The organism is Actinoallomurus iriomotensis (assembly GCF_030269445.1).
GTDB lineage: Bacteria > Actinomycetota > Actinomycetes > Streptosporangiales > Streptosporangiaceae > Actinoallomurus > Actinoallomurus iriomotensis.
Genome location: NZ_BSTJ01000005.1, coordinates 215,416 through 239,734, shown reverse-complemented (window position 1 = coordinate 239,734; position 24,319 = coordinate 215,416). Strand labels below are relative to the sequence as shown.

Annotated in this window: 21 protein-coding genes; 9 read left to right on the top strand and 12 right to left on the bottom strand. The window is 71.4% G+C overall.

The window, feature by feature from the left end; translation table 11 throughout:
- The first annotated feature begins 211 nt into the window (after nt 1-211).
- Entirely contained in the window at nt 212-2,380 is a 2,169-nt protein-coding gene (gene helR, locus QSK37_RS21940; protein ID WP_285624185.1) for an RNA polymerase recycling motor ATPase HelR, read from the top strand.
- A gap of 2 nt (nt 2,381-2,382) precedes the next feature.
- Here helR and QSK37_RS21935 read toward each other — a convergent pair whose 3' ends face one another.
- Complete coding sequence (locus QSK37_RS21935) at nt 2,383-3,018, bottom strand: TetR/AcrR family transcriptional regulator (protein ID WP_285624182.1); 636 nt, start codon at nt 3,016-3,018, stop codon at nt 2,383-2,385.
- 85 nt (nt 3,019-3,103) lie between these two features.
- Here QSK37_RS21935 and QSK37_RS21930 point away from each other — a divergent pair, with 85 nt between their 5' ends.
- Nucleotides 3,104-4,588: a carboxylesterase/lipase family protein gene (locus tag QSK37_RS21930; RefSeq protein WP_285624180.1), complete on the top strand. Its 1,485-nt coding sequence runs from the start codon at nt 3,104-3,106 to the stop codon at nt 4,586-4,588.
- Nucleotides 4,589-4,595: 7 nt separating this feature from the next.
- On the opposite strand, the gene QSK37_RS21925 is transcribed toward QSK37_RS21930, so the two are convergent.
- From QSK37_RS21925 to QSK37_RS21890, 8 genes are all read right to left on the bottom strand, one after another.
- Nucleotides 4,596-5,471 (bottom strand): IclR family transcriptional regulator, encoded by an 876-nt coding sequence (locus QSK37_RS21925; RefSeq protein WP_285624177.1) that lies wholly within the window; start codon nt 5,469-5,471, stop codon nt 4,596-4,598.
- 55 nt (nt 5,472-5,526) lie between these two features.
- Nucleotides 5,527-6,525 carry an ABC transporter ATP-binding protein gene (locus QSK37_RS21920; RefSeq protein WP_285624174.1) on the bottom strand — a complete coding sequence of 333 codons (999 nt, stop codon included), beginning with the start codon at nt 6,523-6,525 and terminating at the stop codon, nt 5,527-5,529.
- A complete protein-coding gene (locus QSK37_RS21915; protein WP_285624171.1) occupies nt 6,522-7,562 on the bottom strand; it encodes an ABC transporter ATP-binding protein in 1,041 nt (346 codons plus the stop codon). The genes QSK37_RS21920 and QSK37_RS21915 overlap by 4 nt, the downstream gene beginning before the upstream one ends.
- A gap of 149 nt (nt 7,563-7,711) precedes the next feature.
- Complete coding sequence (locus QSK37_RS21910; RefSeq protein ID WP_285624952.1) at nt 7,712-8,593, bottom strand: ABC transporter permease; 882 nt, start codon at nt 8,591-8,593, stop codon at nt 7,712-7,714.
- A gap of 2 nt (nt 8,594-8,595) precedes the next feature.
- Nucleotides 8,596-9,555 (bottom strand): ABC transporter permease, encoded by a 960-nt coding sequence (locus tag QSK37_RS21905; RefSeq protein WP_285624169.1) that lies wholly within the window; start codon nt 9,553-9,555, stop codon nt 8,596-8,598.
- 88 nt (nt 9,556-9,643) lie between these two features.
- Complete coding sequence (locus tag QSK37_RS21900) at nt 9,644-11,248, bottom strand: ABC transporter substrate-binding protein (RefSeq protein ID WP_285624130.1); 1,605 nt, start codon at nt 11,246-11,248, stop codon at nt 9,644-9,646.
- Nucleotides 11,249-11,413: 165 nt separating this feature from the next.
- Complete coding sequence (locus QSK37_RS21895; RefSeq protein ID WP_285624128.1) at nt 11,414-13,441, bottom strand: hypothetical protein; 2,028 nt, start codon at nt 13,439-13,441, stop codon at nt 11,414-11,416.
- A gap of 94 nt (nt 13,442-13,535) precedes the next feature.
- On the bottom strand, nt 13,536-15,083 hold the full coding sequence (locus QSK37_RS21890) for an MFS transporter (RefSeq protein WP_285624126.1): 1,548 nt from the start codon (nt 15,081-15,083) through the stop codon (nt 13,536-13,538).
- A 373-nt stretch (nt 15,084-15,456) separates the two neighbouring features.
- Here QSK37_RS21890 and QSK37_RS21885 point away from each other — a divergent pair, with 373 nt between their 5' ends.
- From QSK37_RS21885 to QSK37_RS21870, 4 genes are all read left to right on the top strand, one after another.
- Nucleotides 15,457-16,050, top strand: a complete 594-nt coding sequence (locus QSK37_RS21885; RefSeq protein WP_285624124.1) for a helix-turn-helix domain-containing protein — start codon at nt 15,457-15,459, stop codon at nt 16,048-16,050.
- Nucleotides 16,051-16,164: 114 nt separating this feature from the next.
- Nucleotides 16,165-17,022 (top strand): class I SAM-dependent methyltransferase, encoded by an 858-nt coding sequence (locus QSK37_RS21880; RefSeq protein WP_285624122.1) that lies wholly within the window; start codon nt 16,165-16,167, stop codon nt 17,020-17,022.
- A 485-nt stretch (nt 17,023-17,507) separates the two neighbouring features.
- Nucleotides 17,508-18,674 (top strand): coiled-coil domain-containing protein, encoded by a 1,167-nt coding sequence (locus QSK37_RS21875; protein WP_285624119.1) that lies wholly within the window; start codon nt 17,508-17,510, stop codon nt 18,672-18,674.
- Nucleotides 18,675-18,702: 28 nt separating this feature from the next.
- On the top strand, nt 18,703-19,524 hold the full coding sequence (locus tag QSK37_RS21870) for an alpha/beta fold hydrolase (protein ID WP_285624117.1): 822 nt from the start codon (nt 18,703-18,705) through the stop codon (nt 19,522-19,524).
- Nucleotide 19,525: 1 nt separating this feature from the next.
- On the opposite strand, the gene QSK37_RS21865 is transcribed toward QSK37_RS21870, so the two are convergent.
- Complete coding sequence (locus tag QSK37_RS21865) at nt 19,526-20,749, bottom strand: MFS transporter (RefSeq protein WP_285624115.1); 1,224 nt, start codon at nt 20,747-20,749, stop codon at nt 19,526-19,528.
- 80 nt (nt 20,750-20,829) lie between these two features.
- Between QSK37_RS21865 and QSK37_RS21860 the strand changes: the two genes are divergently transcribed.
- Entirely contained in the window at nt 20,830-21,174 is a 345-nt protein-coding gene (locus QSK37_RS21860) for an ArsR/SmtB family transcription factor (RefSeq protein WP_285575815.1), read from the top strand.
- Nucleotides 21,175-21,238: 64 nt separating this feature from the next.
- Complete coding sequence (locus QSK37_RS21855; RefSeq protein WP_285624113.1) at nt 21,239-22,054, top strand: pentapeptide repeat-containing protein; 816 nt, start codon at nt 21,239-21,241, stop codon at nt 22,052-22,054.
- A gap of 175 nt (nt 22,055-22,229) precedes the next feature.
- Here the strand turns inward: QSK37_RS21855 and QSK37_RS21850 are convergent, their stop codons facing one another.
- A complete protein-coding gene (locus QSK37_RS21850) occupies nt 22,230-23,168 on the bottom strand; it encodes an alpha/beta hydrolase (protein ID WP_285624110.1) in 939 nt (312 codons plus the stop codon).
- A 95-nt stretch (nt 23,169-23,263) separates the two neighbouring features.
- On the opposite strand from QSK37_RS21850, the gene QSK37_RS21845 reads away from it, so the two are divergent.
- Entirely contained in the window at nt 23,264-23,845 is a 582-nt protein-coding gene (locus QSK37_RS21845; RefSeq protein WP_285624108.1) for a GNAT family N-acetyltransferase, read from the top strand.
- On the opposite strand, the gene QSK37_RS21840 is transcribed toward QSK37_RS21845, so the two are convergent.
- Nucleotides 23,826-24,311, bottom strand: coding sequence for a methylated-DNA--[protein]-cysteine S-methyltransferase (locus QSK37_RS21840; RefSeq protein ID WP_285624105.1), 486 nt, complete (start codon nt 24,309-24,311; stop codon nt 23,826-23,828). The two genes, QSK37_RS21845 and QSK37_RS21840, sit on opposite strands and share 20 nt — an antisense overlap.
- Nucleotides 24,312-24,319: the final 8 nt, after the last annotated feature.

The following is a 24,319-nucleotide window of genomic DNA, read 5'->3' as shown; positions in this document are numbered from 1 at the left end:
CTACGGAAATCGGGGATGCGGAATGCGTGTGATGGGGCTCGCGGTGACCGGCATGATGCCGCCGCACCACCCGCCGCCGGCGTAATCGGGCCGGCACGGCGCACTACGGTCCGGCTCCGAACTTCGAGTCCCTGTCGGCCGCGTTCAGCGAAACCCTGACCCCCGCGTACGTTCGCGAGCGACCTCGAATCGGAGCTGAGGCGTGAACCGCATGACCACCAGCGTGTTCGACCTTCCCGACCGCCTCTCCGCCAAGGCCGACCCGACGCTGATCACGGGCGATGAGCAACACTTCACGGCCATCGCGGAGAGCATCGAGCAGTCGATCGCCGACCTGTCCGACCGCCTCGATGCCGAACGCAAGGCGCCCGGTGGCATGGGTCCGCAGGCGTTGGAGCGGGACACGGAGATCCACCGGCTGACCGCTCGCCTGCGCGTACTGCGACGCTTCGGTCTGGACCTGTGCCTGGGGCACATGGTCGGCACGGACGACCCCGAGCCCGTGTACGTCGGGCGACTCGGCCTCACGGACCGTACGGGCCGCCGGCTGCTGCTCGACTGGCGCTCCCCCGCGGCCGAGCCGTTCTTCGGAGCCACCCACGGCAACCCGATGGGCCTGGCGAGCCGCCGCAGATATCGCTGGACCCGCGGCCGCATCAGCGACTACTGGGATGAGGTGTTCACCCCGGACGGGTTCGAAGGGCACGCCGCGCTCGACGACCAGTCCGCGTTCATCGCCAGCCTCGGCAGCGACCGGTCGGCGCGGATGCGGGACGTACTCGGCACCATCCAGGCCGACCAGGACGCCATCATCCGTGCGGGATCCCGCGGTGCTCTCGTCGTCGACGGCGGTCCCGGTACGGGCAAGACCGTCGTCGCTCTGCACCGCGCCGCGTACCTCCTCTACTCCGACCCTCGCCTCGGCCACCATCGTGGCGGCGTCCTGTTCGTCGGTCCGCACCAGCCCTACCTGGCCTACGTGGCCGACGTCCTCCCCAGTCTCGGGGAGGAAGGCGTCCAGACCTGCACCCTGCGGGGCCTTGTCGCGGAGGGAGCCGCGGCGACGGTCGAGACCGACCCGGACGTGGCCCGCCTGAAGTCGTCCGCGGACCTGGTGAAGGCGATCGAGCCGGCCGTCAGGTTCTACGAGAAGCCGCCCACCAAGGGGATGACGGTCACGACCCACTGGTCCGACATCCGGGTGAGCGCCGAGGACTGGGCCGAGGCGTTCGAAACACCAGAACCTGGCACTCCGCACAACGAGGCGCGTGACCAGATCTGGGATGAACTGCTCACGATCCTGGTGGACAAGCACGACGGCCCGGTGGGCGACGACGGTGACGTCTCGGCCGAACTGCTCCGCGAGTCGCTGGCACGGAACAGGGAGCTGCGCACGACCTTCAACCGCGCGTGGCCGCTGATCGAAGCGACCGACCTCGTCGGAGACCTGTGGTCGGTACCCGCCTACCTGCGGCTGTGCGCTCCCTGGCTCAGTCCCGATGATGTTCGGCGGCTGCAGCGCGAGGACCCCCAGGCCTGGACGGTGTCCGACCTGCCGCTCCTGGACGCGGCACGGCAGCGACTCGGCGACCCGGAGGAGTCGCTGCGTAAGCGCCGCCATGCCGCGGCTCTCGCCGCCCAACGCGAGCGCATGGCGCAGGTCGTCGACAGCCTGATCGAGGCCGACGACGACGCCGACCCGTATGGAGAGGGCCTGGTCACGATGCTGCGCGGTCAGGACGCCCAGGTGTCCCTGGTCGACGAGTCCGAACTGCCCGGCGCCGAGCCGGACCTGCTCGCCGGCCCGTTCGCGCACATCGTCGTGGACGAGGCTCAGGAGCTGACCGACGCGGAGTGGCAGATGCTGCTGTTCCGGTGCCCGTCACGGAGCTTCACCATCGTCGGGGATCGCGCCCAGGCAAGGCGCGGGTTCACGGAGTCGTGGCAGGAGCGACTCGAGCGGATCGGGCTCGACCGGATCAGCCTGGCCTCCCTTAGCATCAACTACCGGACGCCGGAACAGATCATGGCGGAAGCCGAGCCGGTCATCCGGGCCGTGCTCCCGGACGCCAACGTGCCGACCTCCATCCGCAGCGGCGACGTCCCCGTCGTCCATGGATTCTCCGCGGATCTGAACTCGATCCTCGACACCTGGCTCGCCGCACATGCCGACGGGATCGCCTGCGTCATAGGCGATCCCACGTTCCGGACGACGTCCCGCATCCGGTCGCTGACCCCGGAGCTGTCGAAGGGGCTCGAGTTCGACCTGGTCGTCCTCATCGACCCGGACGCGTTCGGCAAGGGCATCGAAGGCGCAGTCGACCGCTACGTCGCGATGACCCGAGCGACCCGGCAACTCGTCATCCTCACGAGCTCCTGACGTCAGCCGGACGAACGGCCGTTGCCGGGCGAGTCGGTGGCGTTCCCGGTGAACAGCCGGTCGAGGTGCTGGTCGACGGCGGTCAGGGCCTCTTGGGGCTCGATCACACCCAGTTCGATGAGCGGGGTCAAGCCGGTGAGCGTCAGGAGCAGGTGGGTCTCCGTCGCCGGGTCGCGGTCGGGGTCGATGTGGCCATCGGCGATCGCCTGGCGGACCATCTGCTCGACGAGGTCGCGGCCGTGAGTCAACCCGTCGCGTGCGCGTGCGTGGATGTTCGCGTTGTGCAGGGCCTCCAGGACGTAGGCGGCGCTCATCCGGCTCGTCGCGCGTGCGTCGGGATGGAGCGGGAGCATCTCCGTGAGCATCACTCGGAGCACGTCACGCGGATGTGGCGGGTCGCCGAGCCCTCTGACGCCTTCGGCGACGCGTAGCGATGTCTGTTCGGACGCGAAGTCCATGGCGAAGACCAGCATCTCTTCTCGGGTGGCGAAGTAGTGCTGCACCGCACCGTGGGAGATCCCCGCTTCCTGGGCCACTTCACGGACGCTCGCGTGCGCGATGCCGCGTTGTTCCACTACGCGCCACAGCGCTCGGGCGATCGTCTCGCGGCGTTCGCGGTGATCCACCTGCTTGGGCATCGTCACCCTCCTCTTTTCCAATACAGTTGACATATTACACGTGACCGATAAAAGCTGGGGGCCTGTCCGAGGAGAAAGGTGCGGCATGTACGAACGACCAACGGCACGGACCGCGGAGGGACTCGTCGAAGGGCGCCGGCGGGGAGAGCACGCGGTGTTCCGTGGCATCCCCTATGCTCAGCCGCCCGTCGGGCCGTTGCGCTTCCAGGCGCCCGCCCCGGTCAAGGGGTGGGACGGGACGAGGCGGGCGACCGAGTTCGGCCCCGTGGTCCCCCAGGCGGGACCGACGGCCGAGAGCTCAGCCGGGAACGACTGGCTCACGCTCAACGTCAGCACCCCGGCCCTGGAGTCGGCCGGGCTGCCCGTGCTGGTGTGGATCCACGGTGGCGCCTACATCGCGGGGGCCTCCAGCGATCCGATGTACGACCCTGCGGCCCTGACCAGCGCGGGCCTGGTCGTGGTGAGCATCAACTACCGGGTGGCGGCCGAGGGTTTCGTTCTCGTCGAGGGCGCTCCGGCCAACCGCGGGTTTCTCGATCAGATCGCGGCCTTGGAATGGGTACAGCGCAACATCGCCGCCTTCGGCGGAGACCCCGACCAGGTCACGGTGGCGGGACAGTCCGCCGGGGCGGGGTCGATCGCGGCCCTGCTGACGATGAAGCGGGCGCACGCGTTGTTCCGCAGGGCCATCGTGCACTCGGTGCCGGGAACGCTGTGCACCCGCGCGCTGGCGGAAGACGTCGCCGCCGCGCTCGCGGGCCGCGTCGGTGCGGCACCTGACGTTGAAGCCCTGTCCGGTATCGACCCCTCGCGCCTGGCCGGCGAGCTCACCGCCCTCGGTTTCGACCTTCCCGGATACCGCGAGCGTTGGGGCCGGCTCTCGCAGCTCGGTGTCGCCGTATGCCCGGTCCTCGACGGCGTGGTGCTCACCGAAACGCCCTGGAGGGCGCTGGCCGGTGGCCTTACGGGCGGGATCGAGCTCCTCGTCGGCCACACCCGCGATGAGTTCCGGCTGTTCAGCGTCATGATGGGGCGGCTGGGCACCTTCACTGAGGACGAGGCTCGAACAGCCCTGGAGCTGTTCGCCCCACCGGACGGCGCCGACGCCTACCGTGCCGCCTACCCCCAGGCCAGCCCCGAAGAACTGCTCGAACTGGTGTACTCCGATGCCCTCTTCCGGATGCCCTCACTGCGGCTGGCCCACGCGAACCAAGCGGCTGGAGGCACGTCGTTCCTGTTCGAGCTGCGAATGGCGGCTCCCGCGTCCGGCGGAGTCCTGGGCGCCTGCCACAGCCTCGACGTTCCCCTGGCGTTCGGCACGTTGGACAGTCCCGCCGGCCGGCACCTCTTCGGCGACCGGCCGACGCCGGAGGTCTCGGCGGTATCCCGGGAACTGCGGCGGGCATGGGTCCGCTTCGCCACGACCGGCGACCCCGGATGGCCCGCCCACCGGCCCGAGCGACGACTGACTCGCGTCCTGGACATCGAGCCGAAGACCTCGCCTTACCCGGAAGAGGCATCTCGCCGGATCTGGGAGCGACACGACCCGACCCCCTACGACCTCACGTAGGCGCGGATCACGGGTCTCCGGCCGGGGTGAAGCCGGCGGGACGCAGGGAGCGGTGCACGATGCGCAGGGCCGCGTCGAAGTCCGGGTCGGCGGTCAGGCCCTCGGCGGCGGCTCTCAGCGCGGCGACGTACTCATCCTGCTGCGGTTCGGTGAACTCCCCCGACGGTCCGGAGACGCTGATCGCCGCCAGGCACTCGCCGCCGATCAGGAGCGGCACGGCGACGCAGCGCAGCCCGGCGCTGCGCTCGTTGTCGTCGAGCGCGTATCCGCGCTCACGCGTCATCGTCAGTTCTTCGGCCAGCTCGGCCAGCGTCGTGGTCGTCGCCTCGGTGAACGCCGGGAACGGCTCGTCGGGCGTGGAGGCGGGCAGTTGTTCCGGGTCGATGTAGGACAGCAGCACCTTGCCCAGCCCGGTGCAGTACGCGTGGTCGCGCGTGCCCGGCGGCGCCATGAACCGCAGCGGACGGTCCGGCTCGGTCACGCAGATGTGCAGCACCTGCGCGCCGTCCAGCACGCCGAGGTTGGCGGTCTGACCGGTCTTGTCCGCCACCGGCCGCAGGTACCGCCCGGCGACCTCGGACAGGTCCAGCGACGAGACGTACGCCGTCGCGAGCCGCTGCACCTTGTGTCCCAGCCGGTACGAGGGCCGGTCGTCGACGCGCACGGCGTACTCCAGCTCGCACAGCACGCTCAGCAGGCGTACCAGGGTGCTCTTGGGCAGCGCGGTCGACTCGCTGAAGTCGCCGAGCGTGGGCGGCTCGGGGCGCATGGCCATCTGTTCGAGCAGTGCGAGGCCGCGGGCCAGCGCGTTGGCGTGGTAGTTCGCCGACGCGGGACGCGCTTCGTCGATCGGCGCCTGCTTGCGGCGCGATGTTGCGGCCACCTGAATTGCCTCCTGCACGGGCGGTTCGGGTCTCAGAGTCGTAGGGGACGAGCGGTCAGGAGACCGCCGCGACGTCATTCTCCGGGAAATGACAGGCGCTGGCGTGCCCATCGCCCGTACGGCCGGTCAGCGCGGGCGTCTCGGTGGCGCAGATGTCCTGTGCCTTCCAGCATCGGGTACGGAACCGGCACCCCGAGGGCGGGTCGCTCGGGTCGGGGACGTCGCCGGTCAGCGTGATCCGCTCGCGTTCGCCGCGCAGCTCCGGGTCGGGCACGGGGATGGCGGACAGCAGCGCACGCGTGTACGGGTGGCGCGGCGCGGTGAACACCTGGTCGCGGGTGCCGATCTCCACGACCGTGCCGAGGTACATCACCGCGATCCGGTGCGAGATGTGCCGCACGATCGACAGGTCGTGGGAGATGAAGACGTACGCGAGGCCGAGCGTCTGCTGGAGGCGGCGCATCTGGTTGACCACCTGGGCGCGGATCGACACGTCCAGGGCGCTGACCGGTTCGTCCAGCACGAGCAGCTTGGGGTCCAGCGCGAGCGCGCGGGCCAGGCCGACGCGTTGCCGCTGGCCGCCGGAGAACTCATGGGCGTAGCGGTTCTCGTACTGCGCCGACAGGCCGACCAGGTCGAGCAGTTCCCGCACCCGGGCCGCGCCGCCGTCGCGGTAGCGGCCGTGCACCCGCAGCGGTTCGGCGACGATGTCGTGCACGGTCATCCGCGGCGACAGGGAGGAGTGCGGGTCCTGGAACATGATCTGGATCTCGCGGCGCAGCTCGCGCAGCCGGCCGCCGCGGGCCGCGGTCAGATCCTCGCCCCGGTAGAGGATCCGGCCGCCGGTCGGCTCCAGCAGGCGTACGATCATCCGGCCCGTCGTGGACTTGCCACAGCCGGACTCCCCGACCACGCTCAGCGTCTCGCCCGCGTTCAGGGAGAAGCTGACGCCGTCGACGGCGCGGATGTCGCCCTGGTGCCGGCGCAGCACCCCGCCCCGGATCGGGAAGTACTTGCGCAGGTCCTCGACCCGCAGCAGCTCCGACGTCGTCACCCGGCCTCCTCTCCGGCCGCGTACAGGGCGAGGCCCTCGTCCAGTTCGTCCGCGTAGTGGCACGCGCTGCGCCGGCCGTCGCCGAGGTCGTACGGCTCGGGCCGGTCGGTGCGGCACCGCTCGCGCGCCATCGGGCAGCGCGGATGGAACGCGCACCCGCCCGGCGGATCGATCATGTTGGGCGGGCTGCCCGGGATGGACACCAGATCACCGTCCAGGTCCGCGCGCGGCACGCTCGACAGCAGCCCCGCGGTGTACGGGTGCCGCGGCCGGGCGAACAGCGAGCGGACGTCGGCCTCCTCCACGATCCGCCCGGCGTACATCACGATCACCCGGTCGGCCAGCTCCGCCACGACGCCGAGGTCGTGGGTGATGAGGATGGTGGCCGCCCCGGTGTCGCGCTGCGCGGTGCGCAACAGTTCGAGCACCTGGGCCTGGATCGTGACGTCGAGCGCGGTGGTCGGCTCATCGGCGATGAGCAGGTCCGGGTCGTTGGCGATGGCCATGGCGATCATCGCGCGCTGGCGCATGCCGCCGGAGAACTCGTGCGGGTACTGCCCGTACCGCCGTTCGGCCTCGGGCACGCCGACCTTGCGCAGCAGCGTGACGACCCGGGAGCGCGCGTCGTCCGCGCCGAGGTCGTGGTCGTGCAGCCGCAGCGCCTCGGCGATCTGACGGCCGACCGTCATGACCGGGTTCAGCGCGGTCATCGGGTCCTGGAAGATCATCGCGATCTCGCCGCCACGGATCTCGCGGAGCCGCTCGCCGCTCGCCGCGCGCAGGTCCTCGCCGCGCAGCAGGATCCGGCCCTCGCGGATGACGCCGGGCGGGGTGCGGACCAGGCCGAGGACCGACATGGCGGTCACGCTCTTGCCCGAGCCCGACTCACCGACCACGGCGACGATCTCGCCGGCGCGTACGGCGAGGCTCACACCGTCGACGGCGTGCACGACACCGTCGTCGGTGGCGAAGTCCACGACGAGGTTCTCGATCGACAGGAGCGGGGGCTCGCTCGTTCCCTCGCTTCGCTCGGTCATGAGCCCTCCTTCGTCGGGAGGAGTGACCACGGGGGCCGCGTCTTCGATTCCCTCACTGCGTTCGGTCATGAGCCCTCCTTCGTCGGGAGGAGTGACCACGGGGGCCGCGTCTTCGATTCCCTCGCTTCGCTCGGTCATGGCCCTCCTTCTCACGTGTGCCGGGGGTCGACGGCGTCGCGCAGGCCGTCGCCGATGAAGTTCACCGCGAGAACCGTCGCGGCGACCGCCAGTCCCGGCGGCAGCCACAGCCACGGCATGGTCGAGATGACCGTCAGGCTCTGCGCGTCGGTGAGCATGTTCCCCCAGCTCGCGGCGGGCGGCTGAACGCCGAGGCCGAGGAAGGACATGGTGGCCTCCAGACCGATCGCCTGGGCCACCGCGAGGGTGGCGACCACGCTCACCGGAGGGAGCGCGGCGGGCACGATGTGGCGGCGGATCAGCCACAGCGGCCCGGCGCCCGCGGCGCGCGCGGCCTGGACGTACTCCTGCTCGCGCACCGCCAGGGTCACGCCGCGGACCAGCCGCCCGCACTGGGGCCACTGGAACAGGCCGATGGCGATGACCATCGCGGTGACGCTCGGCCCGATGACGCCCGCGATCACCACCATGACCACCAGAGAGGGGAAGGACATGAACACGTCGGCGAGCCGCATCGCGGTCTGGTCCACCCAGCCGCCGAGCAGGCCGGACAGGCTGCCCACCACGGTGCCGACGACGACCGCGAGCAGCGCGGCGGCCACGCCCACGCCGAGCGAGACCCGGCCGGCGAACAGCAGGCGCGCCAGCACGTCACGCCCGGTGGCGTCGGTGCCGAGCCAGTGGTCGCCCGACGGCCCGGCGCGGGTCGCGAACAGGTCGGTGGTGTTCGGGTCGTGGCCGGCGATCTGACGGGCGAACACCGCCGCGAGCACGATCAGCAGCAGCACGACGGCGCTGACCACGGCCATCCGGTGCCGCAGGAACCGGCGCAGGGCCCGGCGGCCGGGTGAGCGGCGTGCGGCCTCGGGCGCGAGCACCGCGGGCTCGATCACGCTCAATTCAGCCTCACCCTCGGGTCGACCAGCGTGTACAGTACGTCGGCGAGCAGGCTCGAGATCAGCACGAGCACCGCGATGATCAACGCGAACCCGATGATCACCGAGTAGTCGTGCCGCCCGACCGAGCTGACCGCGAGCTGGCCCATGCCGGGCCAGGCGAAGACCTGCTCGATGACGACCGCGCCGGCGAGCTGCTGCGGCAGGTTCGCGGCGATGTAGGTGAGCACCGGGATCAGCGAGTTGCGCAGTGTGTGCCGCACCACGACCCGGCGCCGGGTCGCGCCCTTGGCCTCGGCGGTCCGCACGTAGTCCGCGCCCAGCTCGGTGATCATGCTGCTGCGGACGTAGCGCATGTACGGCCCGGAGTTGGCGAAGCCGAGGATCACCGCCGGCAGGATCAGGTGCTGGAGCGAGTCGACGAGGCTCGGCGCGCTCGGGTCCGAGATGCCGGACGAGGGAAGGATCGGGAACTTCACCGTGAAGACGTAGATGGCGATCAGCGCGATGAAGAAGGCGGGGATCGACACCGAGCCGAGGCTGACCACGGTGGCCGCGTAGTCCACCCGGGTGTTGCGCCGCAGCGCGGCGACGATGCCCAGCGGGAACGCGATCACCAGCGACAGCAGCAGGCCCGTGCCCATCAGCTCGATCGTCGGGCCGAACCGCTCACCGAGCAGCGAGGTCACCGAACGCCCGTTGACCAGGGAGTACCCGAAGTCGCCGTGCAACGCGCCGGTCAGCCAGTGCCAGTACTGCACGACCAGCGGCTGGTCCAGGCCCAGCTCGTGCCGCTTGGCGGCGATGAAGGCCGCGCTGCCGGCGTTGAGCTGGTCCGGCGGCACCATCATCGCGATCGGGTCGCCCGGCGCCTTGTGCACCAGCCAGAAGATCACGACGGTGATGAGGAAGAAGACCAGAACGTTGATCAGCAGTCGCCGGATGATGTAGGCGCCCATCGTCCTCCCCTCGTGCGTACGGTCCGGCCGGCCGGGCCGCGCGGCGTCGTCGGCGCGCGGCCCGTCTCGGCGGACAGGAATGCCGGGGTCACAGAGACCAGCCGGCCGGGTTCCAGAAGGGGCTGTCCTGCGAACCGGCCGCCTGGAATCCCTTGATCCGCTTGTTCACCGCCCACAGACCCGTCGGGTCGTAGAGCCACATCAGGTCGGCCTGGGCGTTCTCCTCCAGCACGGCCTGGTCGTACAGCGCCTTGCGCTGTCCGTCGTCGGCGGTGCCGTTGGCCTTGGCCATCTGCTCGTCCAGCTTCTTGTCGCAGAACCAGACGATGTTGCCGCCCTTGGGGAACTGCTGGTCGCAGGCGGTGATCACGTTGACGTTCCAGGAGTCGACCGCGTAGTTGCCGCCGCCGTAGAGCGTCATGTCGTAGGACTTCTTGGCGTAGGTCGTCGGGATCTCCGCCGCCTGGGCCTGCTTGAGCTTGACCTTCACGCCGACCGCGCCGAGCTGGCTCTGCACGATGGTGGTGGTCGCGTCCCGGTCGCGCTGGCCGGGCACCCACTGGAGCTCGACCGTGCGGTTCGAGTCCCAGCCGGCCGCCTGGAGCAGCGACTTGGCCTTCTGCGGGTCGTAGGCGTACTCGTTGATCCCGGCCGGGGTGTTGCCGGCGAAGAAGTCGGAGTTCTGCACGGTCGCCTTGCCGCCGAGGACCTTGGCGACGAGTGCCTTGCGGTCGATGGCGTACAGGAAGGCCTGCCGCACCCGTACGTCCTTGAAGTAGGACTTGCTCTGGTTGAGCGCGATGCGGACGAATCCGGCGCCGGCCTTCTCCTGGACGGCGATGTTCTTGAAGCCCTGCACGGTCTTGAGGTCGGCCGGGGAGAAGGACGCGATGTCCATGCCGCCGTTGCCGAGCTGGGCGGTGGCGACGTCGGACGTCATCGGCTTGAGGTAGACGTCCTTGATCTTCGCCGGCGAGGGGTAGCTCGGGTTGGCGGTGACGTGGACGTACTGGTTGGTCTTGTAGTCCACGAACTTGTACGGCCCGAGCGTGACGTTCGGGGCGCGGAAGTAGGGGTTCTTGGCGACCTGGGCGACCGGCACGTCCCCGAGGACGTGCTTGGGCAGGACGTACGCGACGCTGATCTGCGCGAGCAGTCCGATGTCGGGCTTGGCCGCCTTGATGACGAAGGTGTGGTCGTCCGGGGCGCTGAAGCCGGAGATGGTCTTGGCCTTGCCGGAGACGAAGTCGCTGACGCCCTCGACGGCGGCGAAGCTGCCGGCCGTCGCGCTGGTGCTCTTCGGGTCGGCCAGCAGGCGGTAGCTGAACAGCACGTCCTGCGCGGTGAACGGCTGCCCGTCGCTCCACTTCAGCCCCTGGCGCAGGTGGAAGGTGAAGGTCTTGGCGTCGGAGGAGACGTCGTAGCTCTGCGCGAGCTGCGGCTGGAGCTTGTAGTTCGGGTCGACGGCCAGCAGTCCCTGGTCGAGGAACGACATGACCTGGTTGTCCGGGCCGTTGGAGGGGGCCAGCGGGCTGAAGATCCCGGCCGGTTCCTGATAGAGGTAAACGTTGATAGCGCTCTTACCGGAGGCGCTGCCGGAGGCGGAGTCCGGTGCCGGGCCGGTGCAGGCGGCGGCCGACACGGCCGCGAGAACGGCGGCGCCGAGAGCGCCGTGTTTGAACCGTCTTGCCATCGCAACCTCGCAAAGTCGGTCTGGTTTTCAGGGGAACCGGGGGGATCCGCACCGACATGGAACGAAATTTCACGTACACAATGGAGGTGTGGAGTCCCCCACGTCAAGGGGGCATCGTGGCCGATCAGCGGGTCGTGTCGCCGATCCGCCGGCGAAAGGGCGCCGTCAGCCGGCCGGCGGCACCCAGTAGGAGTACAGATCCGTGCCGGTGAGGTGGAAGCGGAACCGCACCTGACGGCCGGACAGCGACGCGAGCGACCGGCCGCCCTTCCACCGCACCGTCGCGGCGTACTGGTCGCCCGTGACCGGGATCGCGTCCTTCGCGGCGTAACCGGGGACGGGAGTGTCGTCCGCGGCGTCGAGCACCTCCACGGTCAGCGACCCGCGGGAGTGGACGACCGCGTTCACCTTGAGCGCGTCGCCGTGGAAGACGACCGGCTTGGTGGTCAGCTCCCCCGGCTCGCCGGCGCCCGGCGTCGAGGCGTTGGTGAGGGAGACGAAGCCGTCGCGCCGCCAGGTGGCCATGCCGGTCTGCCCGACATAGGTGTCGGGGTTCGGCGCGGTCTGGTCCTGCCCGCCGTGTCCGGCGTTGAAGGCGCCGTAGTACATGGTGACCGTCCTGTCGCTCACCAGCGCGTTGGAGGAGGTGTACAGCGCGCCGTCGTCCCAGGCCCCGGGGTCACCGGGCCGGATGACCGGGTCGCGTACCGGACGGCTCCAGTCGGTCAGGTCACGCGATGAGGCGACCTGTGGCAGCACCGGCCCGGCGCCGGCCGACGCCTGCGAACCGGTGACGTAGTCGGTGGTCAGGAACACCCACGGGATGCCGACGTACGTGCTCTCGTACGGCAGCACCGGCATGCCGTAGATCTGCCCTTCCAGCCCGTTCAGCGCCTCGGCCGCGCCGTCGTCGGCGTGGTCGCCGGCCACCGCGAGCTGCGGTGTGCTCCAGGTGAGGAAGTCCTTGCTCGTCGAGACGAACGCCGCCCGGTCGTAGATGCCGGGCGTGCGCGAGGTGAACATCCGCTTCTTGATGGTGGCGATGTACCGCTTCGTACGCGGATCCCAGGTCACCTGCGACACGTCGCCGTCGAGCAGCGCGGGCGTGTCCTCCCCCGGCGTCCAGTCGTAGCCGTCCTTGGAGAAGTACACGTAGTAGCCGAGCGTCTGGTTGACCACGCCGGAGTGGAACTGCATCAGCGCGAAGCGGCGCTCCGGGGCCGCGTCGGGGTTGTAGGCGATGGTGCCACCGCCAGCGATGACGATGTTGGTCTTGGACGCGGGGATGTCCTTGTAGCCGACGCTCCCCCGGCCCAGCGGCTTGGTCCACGTCCTGCCGTCGCGGCTCTCGGCGTAACACAGGTAGTAGCCGGGCGCGACGTCGTTGTTGCAGTCGTACCAGAGCCGGTAGACGCCTCCGATCTTGAACACCGAGCCGTAGGTGTAGGCCGACGACTCCCACGGATGGTCGGGGCGAATGACCGGCTCGGGCAGCTTCCTCGCCGGATGCACCACCCGGCCGACGTCCTTGGAGGAGGCGATCCGGTAGTCGTCGAGGAACAGCTCGCGCGCCGAGCCGAGGTTCGGGTCGTACGCCGGTGCCGCCTCGGCGAGGTTCACCTCGTCCCAGTAGGACACGCCCTCGTCGCCGGCGGCGATGCGGACGGTCACGTTCGCGGTGCCGGCCGGCGCGACGCCGGAGACGGTGACGGTCCGCCAGTCCGTGCTCGACTCCGGGGCGGCCGCGTGGTCGCCCAGGTCGGTGCCGTCGAACCCGGTGAAGTCGAGCGAGAGCGCGGCCGGTTCGCCGCTCTTGCCCTTGACCTTGGCGGACACCCGGTACTCCCGGCCGGCCGCGGCGACGATCCGGTCGCTGGAGACGGTGACCGCCGTGCCCCTGGCGCTGACCTCCAGAGAGCCGAGGCCGGCGGTGCGATAGGCCGACAGGTTGACGATGTTCGCACCGGACTCGTCACCCTCGACGGCCCAGCCGATCGGATGGCCGGCACGGTCGCCGGCGTCGAAGCCGGAGTTCGGTACGAGGCTCGTCGCCTTGCCGGGGTCGGCGCCGGGAGGCGTCTGGCCGCCCGCCGTGGCGGGCCGGTACGCCACGAACACTCCGAGCGTCACCGTGACCAGCATGACCGGCGCCACCCGCCGCCGTACCGCCGCCCAGCCATCGCGCTGAACCATGAACGACCTCCCGTAGGGCCGGGTCCGAGGCGCTCAGAGTGGTGTGGAATGTCATTCCATGTCAAGACTTCAAACGTTGACATGGAATGTCTTTTCATCCGATGGCGGTGTTCTTCGGGCCGCGGGCGAGGATGTAGACGAACAGGACGCCCATCACGACAACGCCTGCCCACATGGCCTGCTGCCAGCCGTCGACGAAGGACTGCCGTGCGGCGCGCACGAGTTCGTGGGCGTGGGGACCCGCACCGCCGGCCGCCTCGACGGCGTTGGCGACACCTTCCCGTGCGGTCTGCGCGGTGCCCTGCGGAACGCCGTCGAGCCTGCCGTCGATGGAGCCGCGGTACCCGGCGGACACCAGCGCGCCGAGCAGGGCGACACCGAGGGCGGTCCCGAACTCGCGGGTGACGTCGTTGAGCGCGGAGGCGACGCCCTGGCGCTCGCGCGGCAGGGAACCGGTGATGGCCTCGGTGGACGGGGTCATGGACAGGCCCATGCCGACGCCCATGGCGAGCATGCCGGGCAGGATCGACAGGTATCCGCCGTCGACGGACACGATGCCGGCCATCAGCGCCAAGCCGGCACCGGCCAGCGCGACACCCACGGCCATGGTGGCGCGGGAGCCGATGCGCGCGGCCGACTTGGGGGCCAGGCCGGAGGTCATCATCATCGCCACGGCCATGGGCATCAGCGCGAGCGTGGACAGCAGGCCCGACCAGCCCAGCACGGCCTGGAAGAACGGGAAGAGGACAACGAAGATCCCTGCCTGGACGCCGAAGACGGTCAGCAGCGTGATCGACCCGCCGGCCAGACCGCGCTCGCGGAACAGGCGCACGTCCAGCAGGGAGGCGTCCCGGCGACGCAGCTCCCAGGCCACGAAGCAGACGGCGGCGCTGAGACCGGCGGCGAGGCTGATCAGGGTGGCGGGGGCGGTCCAACCGCGTTCGGGGCCTTCCTGGAGGACGAAGATGAGGCCGACGACGGCAACGACGGAAGTCACCGCGCCGACGGTGTCGAAGGAGTGGCCGGAGCGCTCGCGGGAGTTGGGCACCGCGCGCATGGCCATGGCGAGCGCGACGGCGACCAGCGCGACGGGCAGGATGAACAGGCAGCGCCAGCTGGCGACGTCCACGAGTGCGGCGGACAGGAACATGCCCAGGATGCCGCCGCCTCCGGCGACGCCGGTCCACACGCCGATCGCCTTGCCGCGTTCCTCCTCGGGGAAGGTCGAGGTGATCACAGCGAGGGTGATGGGCATGATCATCGCCGCGCTGATGCCGCTGAGCAGGCGCGCGGCGAGCATGACTCCGGCCGACGGGGCGAGTCCGGCCATCGCGCCGGCGACGCCGAAGACGACCAGGCCGGTGAGCAGCATGGGCTTGCGGCCCAGGCGGTCACCGATGGCGCCGAGCGGCAGCAGCAGCGCGGCCAGGGTGAGCGTGTAGATGTTGATGATCCACAGGATCGTGGTCTGTGAGGCGCCGAACTCGACGGCCAGGTCGGGCTGCGCGACGTTCAGCCCGGACACCGAGGCGATGACCGCCATCAACGCGACACAGACCGCGATCAGGATGGTGCGCAGCTGACGCGCATCCGGCACACCGCCGGCGTCGGCTGCCGCTGGAGCGAACTGGTTCGTACTCATGGTTCCTCTCAAGAAGGGCATGCGGAGAGCGACGCCGGACCCATGTCCCGTCGCAGAGTCCGGCGGCCACCGGCACCCGGCACGCGGTCACCGTCTGGCCGTCGGCCAGGGTGACGGTGAAGCGCGGGTCTCCGCCGGCGGACGGGGCGGCGGGCTCGGCCGAGGTGACCGCGCCGACGATGACCAGGCTCCCGGCTCAGACCTGCGGCACCGCCGCCGATCAGCACGGCGTCCACGGTCTCGCTCGCTCGCGTACGCGGCAGTGGTGGCAGCCATGGCCGTGCCCCCTTCGCTCGTGCTCGGACCCCGGTGGTGTCGGGCTTCGGTACACGACGCTAGCCGCGTCTTGCGATAGGGGCATACAGTGTTGCGTATGACGCAAGATGATGGCGAGCTGGACAGCCTCGTACGCAAACGCATCCGTGCTCTGCGGGTGGCACAGGGCTGGTCGCTCGAGGAACTGGCCACCCGCGCCAGGGTCAGCCAGTCCACGCTCTCCCGCATCGAGAACGGCCGGCGCCGCCTCGCACTGGACCAGCTGGTCACCCTCGCACGCGCCCTGGACACCTCCCTGGACCAGCTGGTGGAGACCGCCTCCGACGACGTCATCATCAGCCCGATGATCGACGGCGCGCACGGGCTGATGCGCTGGCCCGTCAGGAGCGACCCCGGCCTGAGCGTCGTGCGTCAGCGGATGACCGAGCCACCCCCGGACAACCCCGCACGCATGCGCGCCCATCCGGGCCACGAATGGCTCGTCGTCCTGTCCGGCACCGCGGTCCTTCTCCTGGGCCACCGGCGCTTTCGTGTCGAGACCAACCAGGCCGCGGAGTTCCCCACGATGCTGCCGCACGCCATCGGCGCGGACGGCGGCCCCTGCGAGATCCTGGGCATCTTCGACCGCGACGCCCGCCGCGGCCACCAGCGCGCCGCCGGCGAACGCGAATCAGAGGGCTCCTCCACGTGACCGCCCGCCCCGCCGGGGAGGACGTTTTGCGCGTCCGGCATCCCGTACGGCCATCTCCTTGCGGATCCGGGAAGCGATCGCGTCATCCGCGCGTCATCGCCTTAGCGTGAGGTCATGACCCACGTGCATCCGCGCATCTCCCCTGACGGCCACCAGCACGACACCGACGGCCAGGCGGAGATCCTCGACCTGGACGCGGAGGTCCTGGCCGAGCACACCCTCGCCATCGCCCAGTGGCTGCCCGTCCGGAAATCTCCCGGCCAGATCGTGGATCTGGGGTGCGGCACGGGGGCGGGCACCTTCGCGCTCCTCGAGCGTTTCCCCGAAGCCCACGTCACAGCGGTCGACGCCTCATCCGGGCACCTGCAGCGCCTGCGGGAGAAGGCGCGCGCCCGAGGCGTTGAGGAGCGGGTACGTACCGTGCAGGCCGATCTCGACGAGCCCGACTGGCCCGATCTCGGCACGCCGGACCTGGTGTGGGCGTCGGCCTCGATGCACCACATGGCCCATCCCGACCGCGCCCTGCGCATCGTTCATGACCTGCTCGCCCCGGGCGGCCTTTTCGCGGTGGTGGAGCTGTCCGGCTTCCCCCGCTTCCTCCCCGAAGACGCCCCAGCGGACCGGCCCGGCCTGGAGGAGCGCTGCCATGAGGCGAGCGACCGCTTCCACGCCGAACACGTCCCCCACCGCGGCGCCGACTGGGGGCCGAAGCTGGCCGAGGCCGGCTTCACCGTCGAGGGTGAGCGCACCATCACCGTGAACATCGAAAGCCCCCACGGCGAGGCCGTCGGCGCCTACGCCCTCGGCAGCCTGCAGCGCATGCGCCGCAGCGTCGCCGACGCCCTCTCGACCGAGGACCTGGCCGCACTCGACCGGCTGCTCGACACCCACGGCCCGCACAGCATCCTGCGCCGCGAAGACCTGGTGGTGCGCACCGAACGCACCGTCTGGGCCGCGCGCCGCACCGACTGAACCCCGCACCACCGCAGACGCACGCCCGGCACGCTCGCGCCGCTCGGCGCCATCCGCCCCGGGCTGCGGTGGGTTCGTCTCGCGGGCCGGGTTCGGCGACCGCCTTGGGTGGCGGCCAGGCCGGTGCGGGCCTGGCCGCGTTCGGCGATCAAGCGCTCGGTGTCCTGCCGCGCGGCTTGGACGTCGCGTTCGCCTGGACGCTCGGTTCCTTGCTCGGTGCGCGTGAGACGGGCGGAGGGATTCCGCGCTCCTTGATCTCTGTCACCCGGCGTTCGGCATCGCCGGCCGCGCCGGGCGGCGAGTCGGCGGCCTGCTGGGTCTGAGTGGCCTCCCGTACGGCCGTGAAGGCTTCCGTCGGCGCTCGTCACGCGAGTGAATGATAAGAGTCATTCTCATCTACTCTCATCAGCACGGCATTGTTAAGTTTCGCTTTTCTCCTTACGAGTTTCGAGTATCGCTCAACAGAACCTGATAGCTTCTCGATCATGGCTGATGCCGAAGCGAACACCGAGGAACCCGCAGCCGCGCTCAGTGCCGGTGAGCCGCAGCCGGCGGACGGTGAGGGCGAGGGACCCGCTCCGTACGGGCGGTGTCAGGTCTGCCGGGTTCCGCTTCCGGAGCCGGTCCGACGCGCCGACGGCCGGTACAAGGGCGGACGGCGGCGTCTCTACTGCCCGCCGCCCAAGGACTGCAAGGAACGGGCGCAGTCCATGCGTGAGGCGCGGGTCGCCGAGGCGCTCGGTGATCCGCTGCGGATGGTGACGGCCGTGGCGGAGGAGGCCGTTCCCGTGATGGCCGAGGTCCAGGCGATGCTGGCCAGGGCGATCGAGGGGTTCGCGGCGATCACCGACGTCACCAGCGTCCAGGTCGCCGAGGTGAAGGCCGACGCCGAGGCGGCCCGGCAGGAGGCCGAAGCGGCACGTCGTCAGGCGGACCAGGCCGAGGACCGGGCGTCCCAGGCGGCCGCCCGTGGCGAGCAGGACCGCAGGGCCCGCGCCGAGGCCGAGGCGCAGACCGCTCAGGCCCGGGCCGAGGCGGCCGAGACCAGGCAGCGGGCCGCCGAGACCGTCGCCGCGCATCAGCAGGCCAGCGAACACGCCGAGCGCGCCGCCACGCTCGCGCGTCAGGCCGAGCAGTCCCTGGCCGCACGCCTGGAAGCGGCCACCGAACGGCTGGAGGAGGAACGGCGCGACCGGGAGCGCCTCGCCGCCGAACTCGCGCACTGCCGGGCCGACCTCGCCGCGGCACAGGCCGAACTCACCGCGGCGCACACCGCGACCGAGACCGCCCGAGCCGACGCACGCGCCGCCAGGCAGCGGGCCGAGACCGCCGAACAGCAGGCGGCGGAGGCACAGCGGACCGCCGCGGCGAATGCCGCGGTCGGCGACCGCGCCGAGCGGTCCGTACGGGAACTCACCCAGAAGCTGGAGGACCAGCGGCGCGAGACCGAACAGGCGCGCGCCGACCTGTACCGGGTGACGGCCGAGGTCGACGGGCTCCGCCACGATCGCGGCGCGGCCCGGGCCGAGGCCGACCGGCAGCGCGAACGCGCCGCTCAGGCAGAGGCGCACCTGCAGGCCGCGCGTGAGGAACTGGCGGCCCGCGACCGGCCGCCGGAAGGCGCCCCGCCGGAGGGACCGGACGTCACGTGACCGGCACCGGCGTACTCGGCGGGGATCGATGAGCGAGCCGAACACCGGCTGGACGGAGCACACCGTCGTACGGGACGGCGTCCGGCTGGTCGCGCGTGACCACGGAGGCGCCGGGCGTCCCGTCCTGTTCCTGCACGGGCTCGCCGGGTACGGCGGCGAATGGGACGCCACGGTCGCCGGGATGCGCGACCGGCACCGCGTGCTGACCCTCGACCAGCGCGGGCATGGTGCCAGCGAACGCCGTCCGCTCGACGGCGACATGTCCCGGTCGGCGTACGTGGCGGACGTCATCGAGATCATCACCGCGCTGCGCCTGGAGAAGGTCGCCCTGGTCGGGCAGTCCCTCGGCGGGAACACCGCGATGCTGGTCGCCGCCGCCCGCCCCGACCTCGTACGGGCGCTGGTGATGGTCGAGGCGGGTGCCCGGGGCGTCGACCCGCGCGAAGTGGACCGGATCGGCGCCTGGCTCGCCGGCTGGCCCGTGCCGTTCGCCTCGCTCGACGCCGCGGCGCAGTTCTTCGGCGGCGGCCCGGCCGGAGCGGGCTGGGCCGCCGGGCTGGAGCTACGGGGCGACGGCTGGTGGCCCCGGTTCGAGGCCGGGCTGATGGTGCGGTCCCTGGCCGGCCTGGTCCGCCCGTCCTTCTGGCCCGAGTGGCGGCGGGTGGCCTGTCCGGCGCTCGTCGTCCTCGGTCAGTCCGGCATCATCTCCCCCGACGAGCAGCGCGAGATGGCTCTGGCGCGGCCGGACACCGTGATGGTGGCCGTCCCGCGCGCCGGGCACGACGTCCACCTCGACGCCCCCGAAGCGCTGCGGGCCGTGCTCGCCGGGTTCCTCGACCGAGAGCGGTGAGTCAGCGGCGGGTGCGGGCGAGGACGAGCAGCACCACCACGCACAGCGCGGCGGTGACGCCCGCGAAGTACCGTACGGCGGCGAGAAGCCCGACGGCGGTGGCGAGGAACCCGACGCCGACGACCGGTACGCCGACGCCGAGGTAGAGCACCACGTAGAAGCTGGACAGCACGTCGGCCTGGCGGCCGGGAGGAGCCGCCTGGTTCACCGCGGTGAGGCCGCCGAGGAACACCAGGCCCTGACCGAGACCGGCGAACACGGTCGCGACGAGCAGCAGCGCCAGTGAGGACACGGTGCCGGCGACGGCGAGCAGCACCAGCCCCGCGGCGAGCAGCGGAAGTCCGGCCGACTCCAGCCGTCGCGCCGCCCGGCCGTAGCCGGTGAGCTGGGCGAGCGCGGAGCAGGCCAGCATCAGTGCCACGGCCGCACCGCCCAGCAGGAGGTTTCCGCTGCCGGAGAGCGCGGCGACATACGGCGGCACGAGGGTGAGGAACAGCCCGATCACGGCGAAGGCCAGGAGGCTCGCCGTCCCGCTGGTCGCGAACACCGTCCGCATCGAGGCGGGGATCTGCGGCCGGCGCGGAACCCAGCGGGCGTGGGTGCGCCTCGCCGGCAGCGTGGCGATCGCCGCCCAGGCCGGCACGAGCAACACGAGCTCCACCGCGAACGGCAGCACGTGCGGCGCCGGCGCGTACTGGGCGAGCAGCCCGGCCAGCACCGGCCCGAGTCCGAGCCCGCCGGCGGTGGCCACGGTGGCCACCAGGGCCGCCCGGCGGCGGTCTCCCCCGGGTTCGAGTTCGGTCAGCGTCGCGGTCAGCGGACCCGAGGCCGCGCCGAGCGCGGCACCCTGCAGGATCCGGGCCGCGAACAGCCATGCCGTGCCTTCCGCCAGCGCGAACACCAGCGAGCCGAGGGCGGCCAGGGCCACCGCCGGCACCAGTACGGCCCGGCGCCCCACCGCGTCCGACAGCGGGCCCGCCACGAGCAGTGAGGGGATCAGGACGGCCGCGTACGCGGCGAAGATCAGCGTGACGACCAGCGACGAGAAGCCGAACTCCACCGCGTAGCCGCGGTAGAGCGGCGTCGGCAGGTTCGTGCCGGTCAGCAGGATCAGCAGCGCGTAGGCGACGGCCCAGAACCGCCATCGCCCGGGCCGGGGGTCCGGGTCCGGCGAGCGGTGGTCGCGCCCGGGCGTCCGGCGCGCGGCGGTGAGGTGGAACGGCATTCGCGACTCCCATCATGTTCGGGAATCGCGAACATAGCAGATGTTCGGGTTCGCCGAACATGGCGGCTATGATGGATGCCATGGCCAGCCGGACCGCGACCGAACTCCTGCATCCCGATCGTGCCCAGCTGCGGTTCACCACCGTGCTGGCGGCTCTCGGCGACCCCGTCCGGCTGGCGATCGTGGCCCGGCTCGCCGACGTCGAACCGGACGGCGAGCTCGCGTGCACGACGTTCGCGCTGCCGGTCAGCAAGTCCACGCAGAGCGGCCACTTCAAGACCCTGCGCGAGGCCGGCGTGATCCGCCAGCGGGACGAGGGCACACGCCGGCTCAACCGGCTCCGCCGCGACGACCTCGACGCCCGGTTCCCCGGCCTGCTCGACCTCGCCATCCCCCAGGGGCGGCAGGTCATCGCCGGCTGGTGACCGACCGGCACCGCGCCGGGATTAGGCTGCGAACGATCGGCTGAGTCACCACGGGGGATCCGCCTTGCCCGAGCAACGAGAGCTGCGCGCCGACTGCGCGAACTGTTTCGCGCTGTGCTGCGTCGCACCGGCGTTCGCGGCGTCGGTGGACTTCGCGATCGACAAGGACGCCGGACGGCCCTGCCCGAACCTGCGCGCCGACTTCCGCTGCGGCATCCACGCGGACCTGCGGGACAAGGGCTTTCGTGGCTGCACCGTCTACGACTGTTTCGGCGCGGGCCAGCAGGTCTCCCAGCACACCTTCGGCGGCCGCGACTGGCGCGCCGACCCGGACACCGCGCGGCGGATGTTCGCGGTCTTCCCGATCATGCGGGACCTGCACGAGCTGCTGTGGTACCTGACCGAGGCGCTGGCACTGCCCCCGGCGCGTCCGCTGGCCGACCGGCTCGGCCGTACGCGCCGGGAGATCGAGCGTCTCGCCGAGGGCGACCCCGACGACCTGCTGAAGATCGACGTCGACGCGTGGCGGCGCGAGGCCAACGCGTTGCTGTCGCGCGCCAGTGAGCTGGCCCGCGCCGGGACGCCCGGACGCGACCACCGCGGCGCCGACCTGATGGGCCGGAACCTCAGCGGACGCGACCTACGCGGCGCGAACCTGCGCGGCGCCCTGCTCATCGGCGCGAACCTGAAGGACGCCGACCTGGCGGGCGCCGACCTCACCGGAGCCGACCTGCGCGACGCCGACGTACGCGGCGCCGATCTCGGCACGAGCCTGTTCCTCACCCAGGCCCAGCTGGACGCCGCGAAGGGCGACGCCGGCACGCGCCTGCCGGCCACCCGGGTACGCCCCGCGCACTGGCCCGGCGCCCGCGTCCCCTAGACGAGTGATTCCCGGTGGTGCGTCACGCGCCGGAGGCGGGGGTAGCCGATGGCGGGCTTCTTCTGAGAGGAGAAATTTTTCCTGTCAGAAGAACACCTTGAGAGGAACACCCGCCTCCCGCCCGGTCCGACACCCCCGCCCCGCCCCCACCACTGACACCCTCGGAATCACTCATCTAGTCGGCGACGGCCTTGGCCAGATACTCCGCCTGTGCGGTCAGTTCGCGCTCGGCGACCGTCAGCGGGAACGACAGGAACCCGTGGGGGGCCTCGGCGATCACTTCCAGCGCCGTCTCGTTGCCCGCCGCGCGCCAGCGCGACTCCATGAACAGCGTGTCGTCCAGCAGCGGGTCGCGCGTGCCGACCACGAAACGGGCCGGCGGCAGGCCGCTCAGGTCCGCGTACAGCGGGGAGACGTCCGGGGCCCGGCGCGCCTCGGCGTCGGTGCCCGGCAGGAACTGGTCGTAGAACCAGGCCATGACCGGCGTGGACAGGGCGAGGTTCAGCTCGCCCCACAGCCGCTGGCTGGGCGTCATCGACAGGTCGAAGGCCCCGAACGTGAGCTGGGCCGCGCGGAATCCCCGCCCGCCGAGACGCAGGAGGGTGACCGTGGCCAGGTGCGCGCCGGCCGATTCGCCGCCGACCGTCAGCCGGTCGGTGCCGAACTCGTTCTGGGCGTTGGCGACCAGCCAGCGCGCCGCGTCCTCGCAGTCGTCCGGGGCGGCCGGGTAGGGGTGCTCCGGCGCGAGCCGGTAGTCGACGCTGACCACGGCCATCTCGGCTGCCTGGGCGAGCCGCCACAGCAGGGCGTCCTGGTCGGAGGCCGAGCCGAACGTCCAGCCTCCGCCGTGGATGTGCAGGTGAACGCCGCGGACGACCGGCGGGACGAACACCCGCAGCGGGATCCGCCCGGCGCGGCCGGGGATCGTGCGGTCCCGGCCCACGTCCAGGCGCACGGGGACCGGGAAGGGGCCCTCGCCGCGGGCGCGCGCCGCACGCGACGCCACGGGGTCGTTCACCTCGTAGTGCGCCGGGAGAGCCGCGAGGGTCTCGGCCAGGGTCTGGTTGAACGCGCGGGTCTCCTCGGCGACGTCCGCGCCGGTCGTGATCAGCATCGTCCCAGCGTGCCGCAGCCCGGCGCGGCCGCGAAAGCCCCAGATCGGCGAAAAACACCTCGCGCTCGGGACGGGCCGGTCACTACGATCGACCGGTGCTGTCTCCGGAGCTCCCGATCAAGACCGAGCGGCTGCTGCTGCGGCGCTACACCGACGACGACCTCGCCGATCTCGCGGCCATCCAGTCCCGCCCCGACGTGACCCGCTACCTGTACTGGGGCCCGCGGGACCTGACCCAGGCGCGCGGATCGCTCGCCATGAAGATCGCCGCGTCCGCGCTGCGCGAGGAGGGCGACAACCTGACGCTCGCCGTGGAGCTGCCCGAGACCGGGAAGATGATCGGCGATGTCCAGCTCTTCTGGATCAGCGAGGCCCACCGGCAGGGCGAGATCGGCTACATCTTCCACCCCGACTACGGCGGGCACGGTTACGCCACCGAGGCCGCCGAGGTGATCCTGCGCCTGGCCTTCGAAGAGCTCGGCCTGCACCGCGTCACCGGCCGCCTCGACGCCCGCAACACCGCCTCCGCCCGCGTGCTCGAACGCCTCGGCATGCGCCGCGAGGCCCACTTGGTGCAGAACGAGCGGGTCAAGGGCGAATGGGTGGACGAGGTGGTGTACGCGATACTCGAGGACGAGTGGCGCGCCCGCCACACCGTCACGACCGGCCCTCGCTGACGCTCCGCTCGAAGTCCAGCAGCCGCCGCTTGCGCTCCAGCCCGCCGCCGTAGCCGGTCAGGTCGCCGTTCGAACCCACGACCCGGTGGCAGGGCACGATGATGCTGATCGGGTTGTGGCCGTTGGCGAAACCGACGGCGCGTGCGGCGGCAGGCCGGCCGAGCCGGTCGGCGAGCTGCCCGTACGACACCGTCTGCCCGTACGGGATCACCTGCAGCGCCTCCCAGACCTGCCGCTGGAACGGCGTGCCGGCCGGGGCGAGGGGCAGGTCGAAGCGGGTGCGCGTCCCGGCGAAGTACTCCTCCAGCTGCCGTGCCGCCTCGGTGAAGGGCACGTCGTCCCGGTCGCCGAAGGTCTCGGGCTCGGGCCGGTACCGCTGCCGGTCCATGTACACGCCGGTGAGGGCGCCGTCGGCGCCGACGAGTGTGAGCGGACCGATGGGACTGTCCACGACGGTGTGGGGCATGGTGTGAT

Excerpts from the sequence above, each read along its gene's own strand:
- QSK37_RS21850 (WP_285624110.1), bottom strand. The coding sequence starts at position 23,168 with ATGCTGATCACGACCGGCGCGGACGTCGCCGAGGAGACCCGCGCGTTC.
- QSK37_RS21885 (WP_285624124.1), top strand. The coding sequence starts at position 15,457 with ATGACGCAAGATGATGGCGAGCTGGACAGCCTCGTACGCAAACGCATC.
- QSK37_RS21895 (WP_285624128.1), bottom strand. The coding sequence starts at position 13,441 with ATGGTTCAGCGCGATGGCTGGGCGGCGGTACGGCGGCGGGTGGCGCCG.
- helR (WP_285624185.1), top strand. The coding sequence starts at position 212 with ATGACCACCAGCGTGTTCGACCTTCCCGACCGCCTCTCCGCCAAGGCC.
- QSK37_RS21935 (WP_285624182.1), bottom strand. The coding sequence starts at position 3,018 with ATGCCCAAGCAGGTGGATCACCGCGAACGCCGCGAGACGATCGCCCGA.
- QSK37_RS21905 (WP_285624169.1), bottom strand. The coding sequence starts at position 9,555 with ATGGGCGCCTACATCATCCGGCGACTGCTGATCAACGTTCTGGTCTTC.
- QSK37_RS21915 (WP_285624171.1), bottom strand. The coding sequence starts at position 7,562 with ATGACCGAGCGAAGCGAGGGAACGAGCGAGCCCCCGCTCCTGTCGATC.
- QSK37_RS21890 (WP_285624126.1), bottom strand. The coding sequence starts at position 15,083 with ATGAGTACGAACCAGTTCGCTCCAGCGGCAGCCGACGCCGGCGGTGTG.
- QSK37_RS21875 (WP_285624119.1), top strand. The coding sequence starts at position 17,508 with ATGGCTGATGCCGAAGCGAACACCGAGGAACCCGCAGCCGCGCTCAGT.
- QSK37_RS21900 (WP_285624130.1), bottom strand. The coding sequence starts at position 11,248 with ATGGCAAGACGGTTCAAACACGGCGCTCTCGGCGCCGCCGTTCTCGCG.
- QSK37_RS21930 (WP_285624180.1), top strand. The coding sequence starts at position 3,104 with ATGTACGAACGACCAACGGCACGGACCGCGGAGGGACTCGTCGAAGGG.
- QSK37_RS21880 (WP_285624122.1), top strand. The coding sequence starts at position 16,165 with ATGACCCACGTGCATCCGCGCATCTCCCCTGACGGCCACCAGCACGAC.
- QSK37_RS21870 (WP_285624117.1), top strand. The coding sequence starts at position 18,703 with ATGAGCGAGCCGAACACCGGCTGGACGGAGCACACCGTCGTACGGGAC.
- QSK37_RS21860 (WP_285575815.1), top strand. The coding sequence starts at position 20,830 with ATGGCCAGCCGGACCGCGACCGAACTCCTGCATCCCGATCGTGCCCAG.
- QSK37_RS21840 (WP_285624105.1), bottom strand. The coding sequence starts at position 24,311 with ATGCCCCACACCGTCGTGGACAGTCCCATCGGTCCGCTCACACTCGTC.
- QSK37_RS21865 (WP_285624115.1), bottom strand. The coding sequence starts at position 20,749 with ATGCCGTTCCACCTCACCGCCGCGCGCCGGACGCCCGGGCGCGACCAC.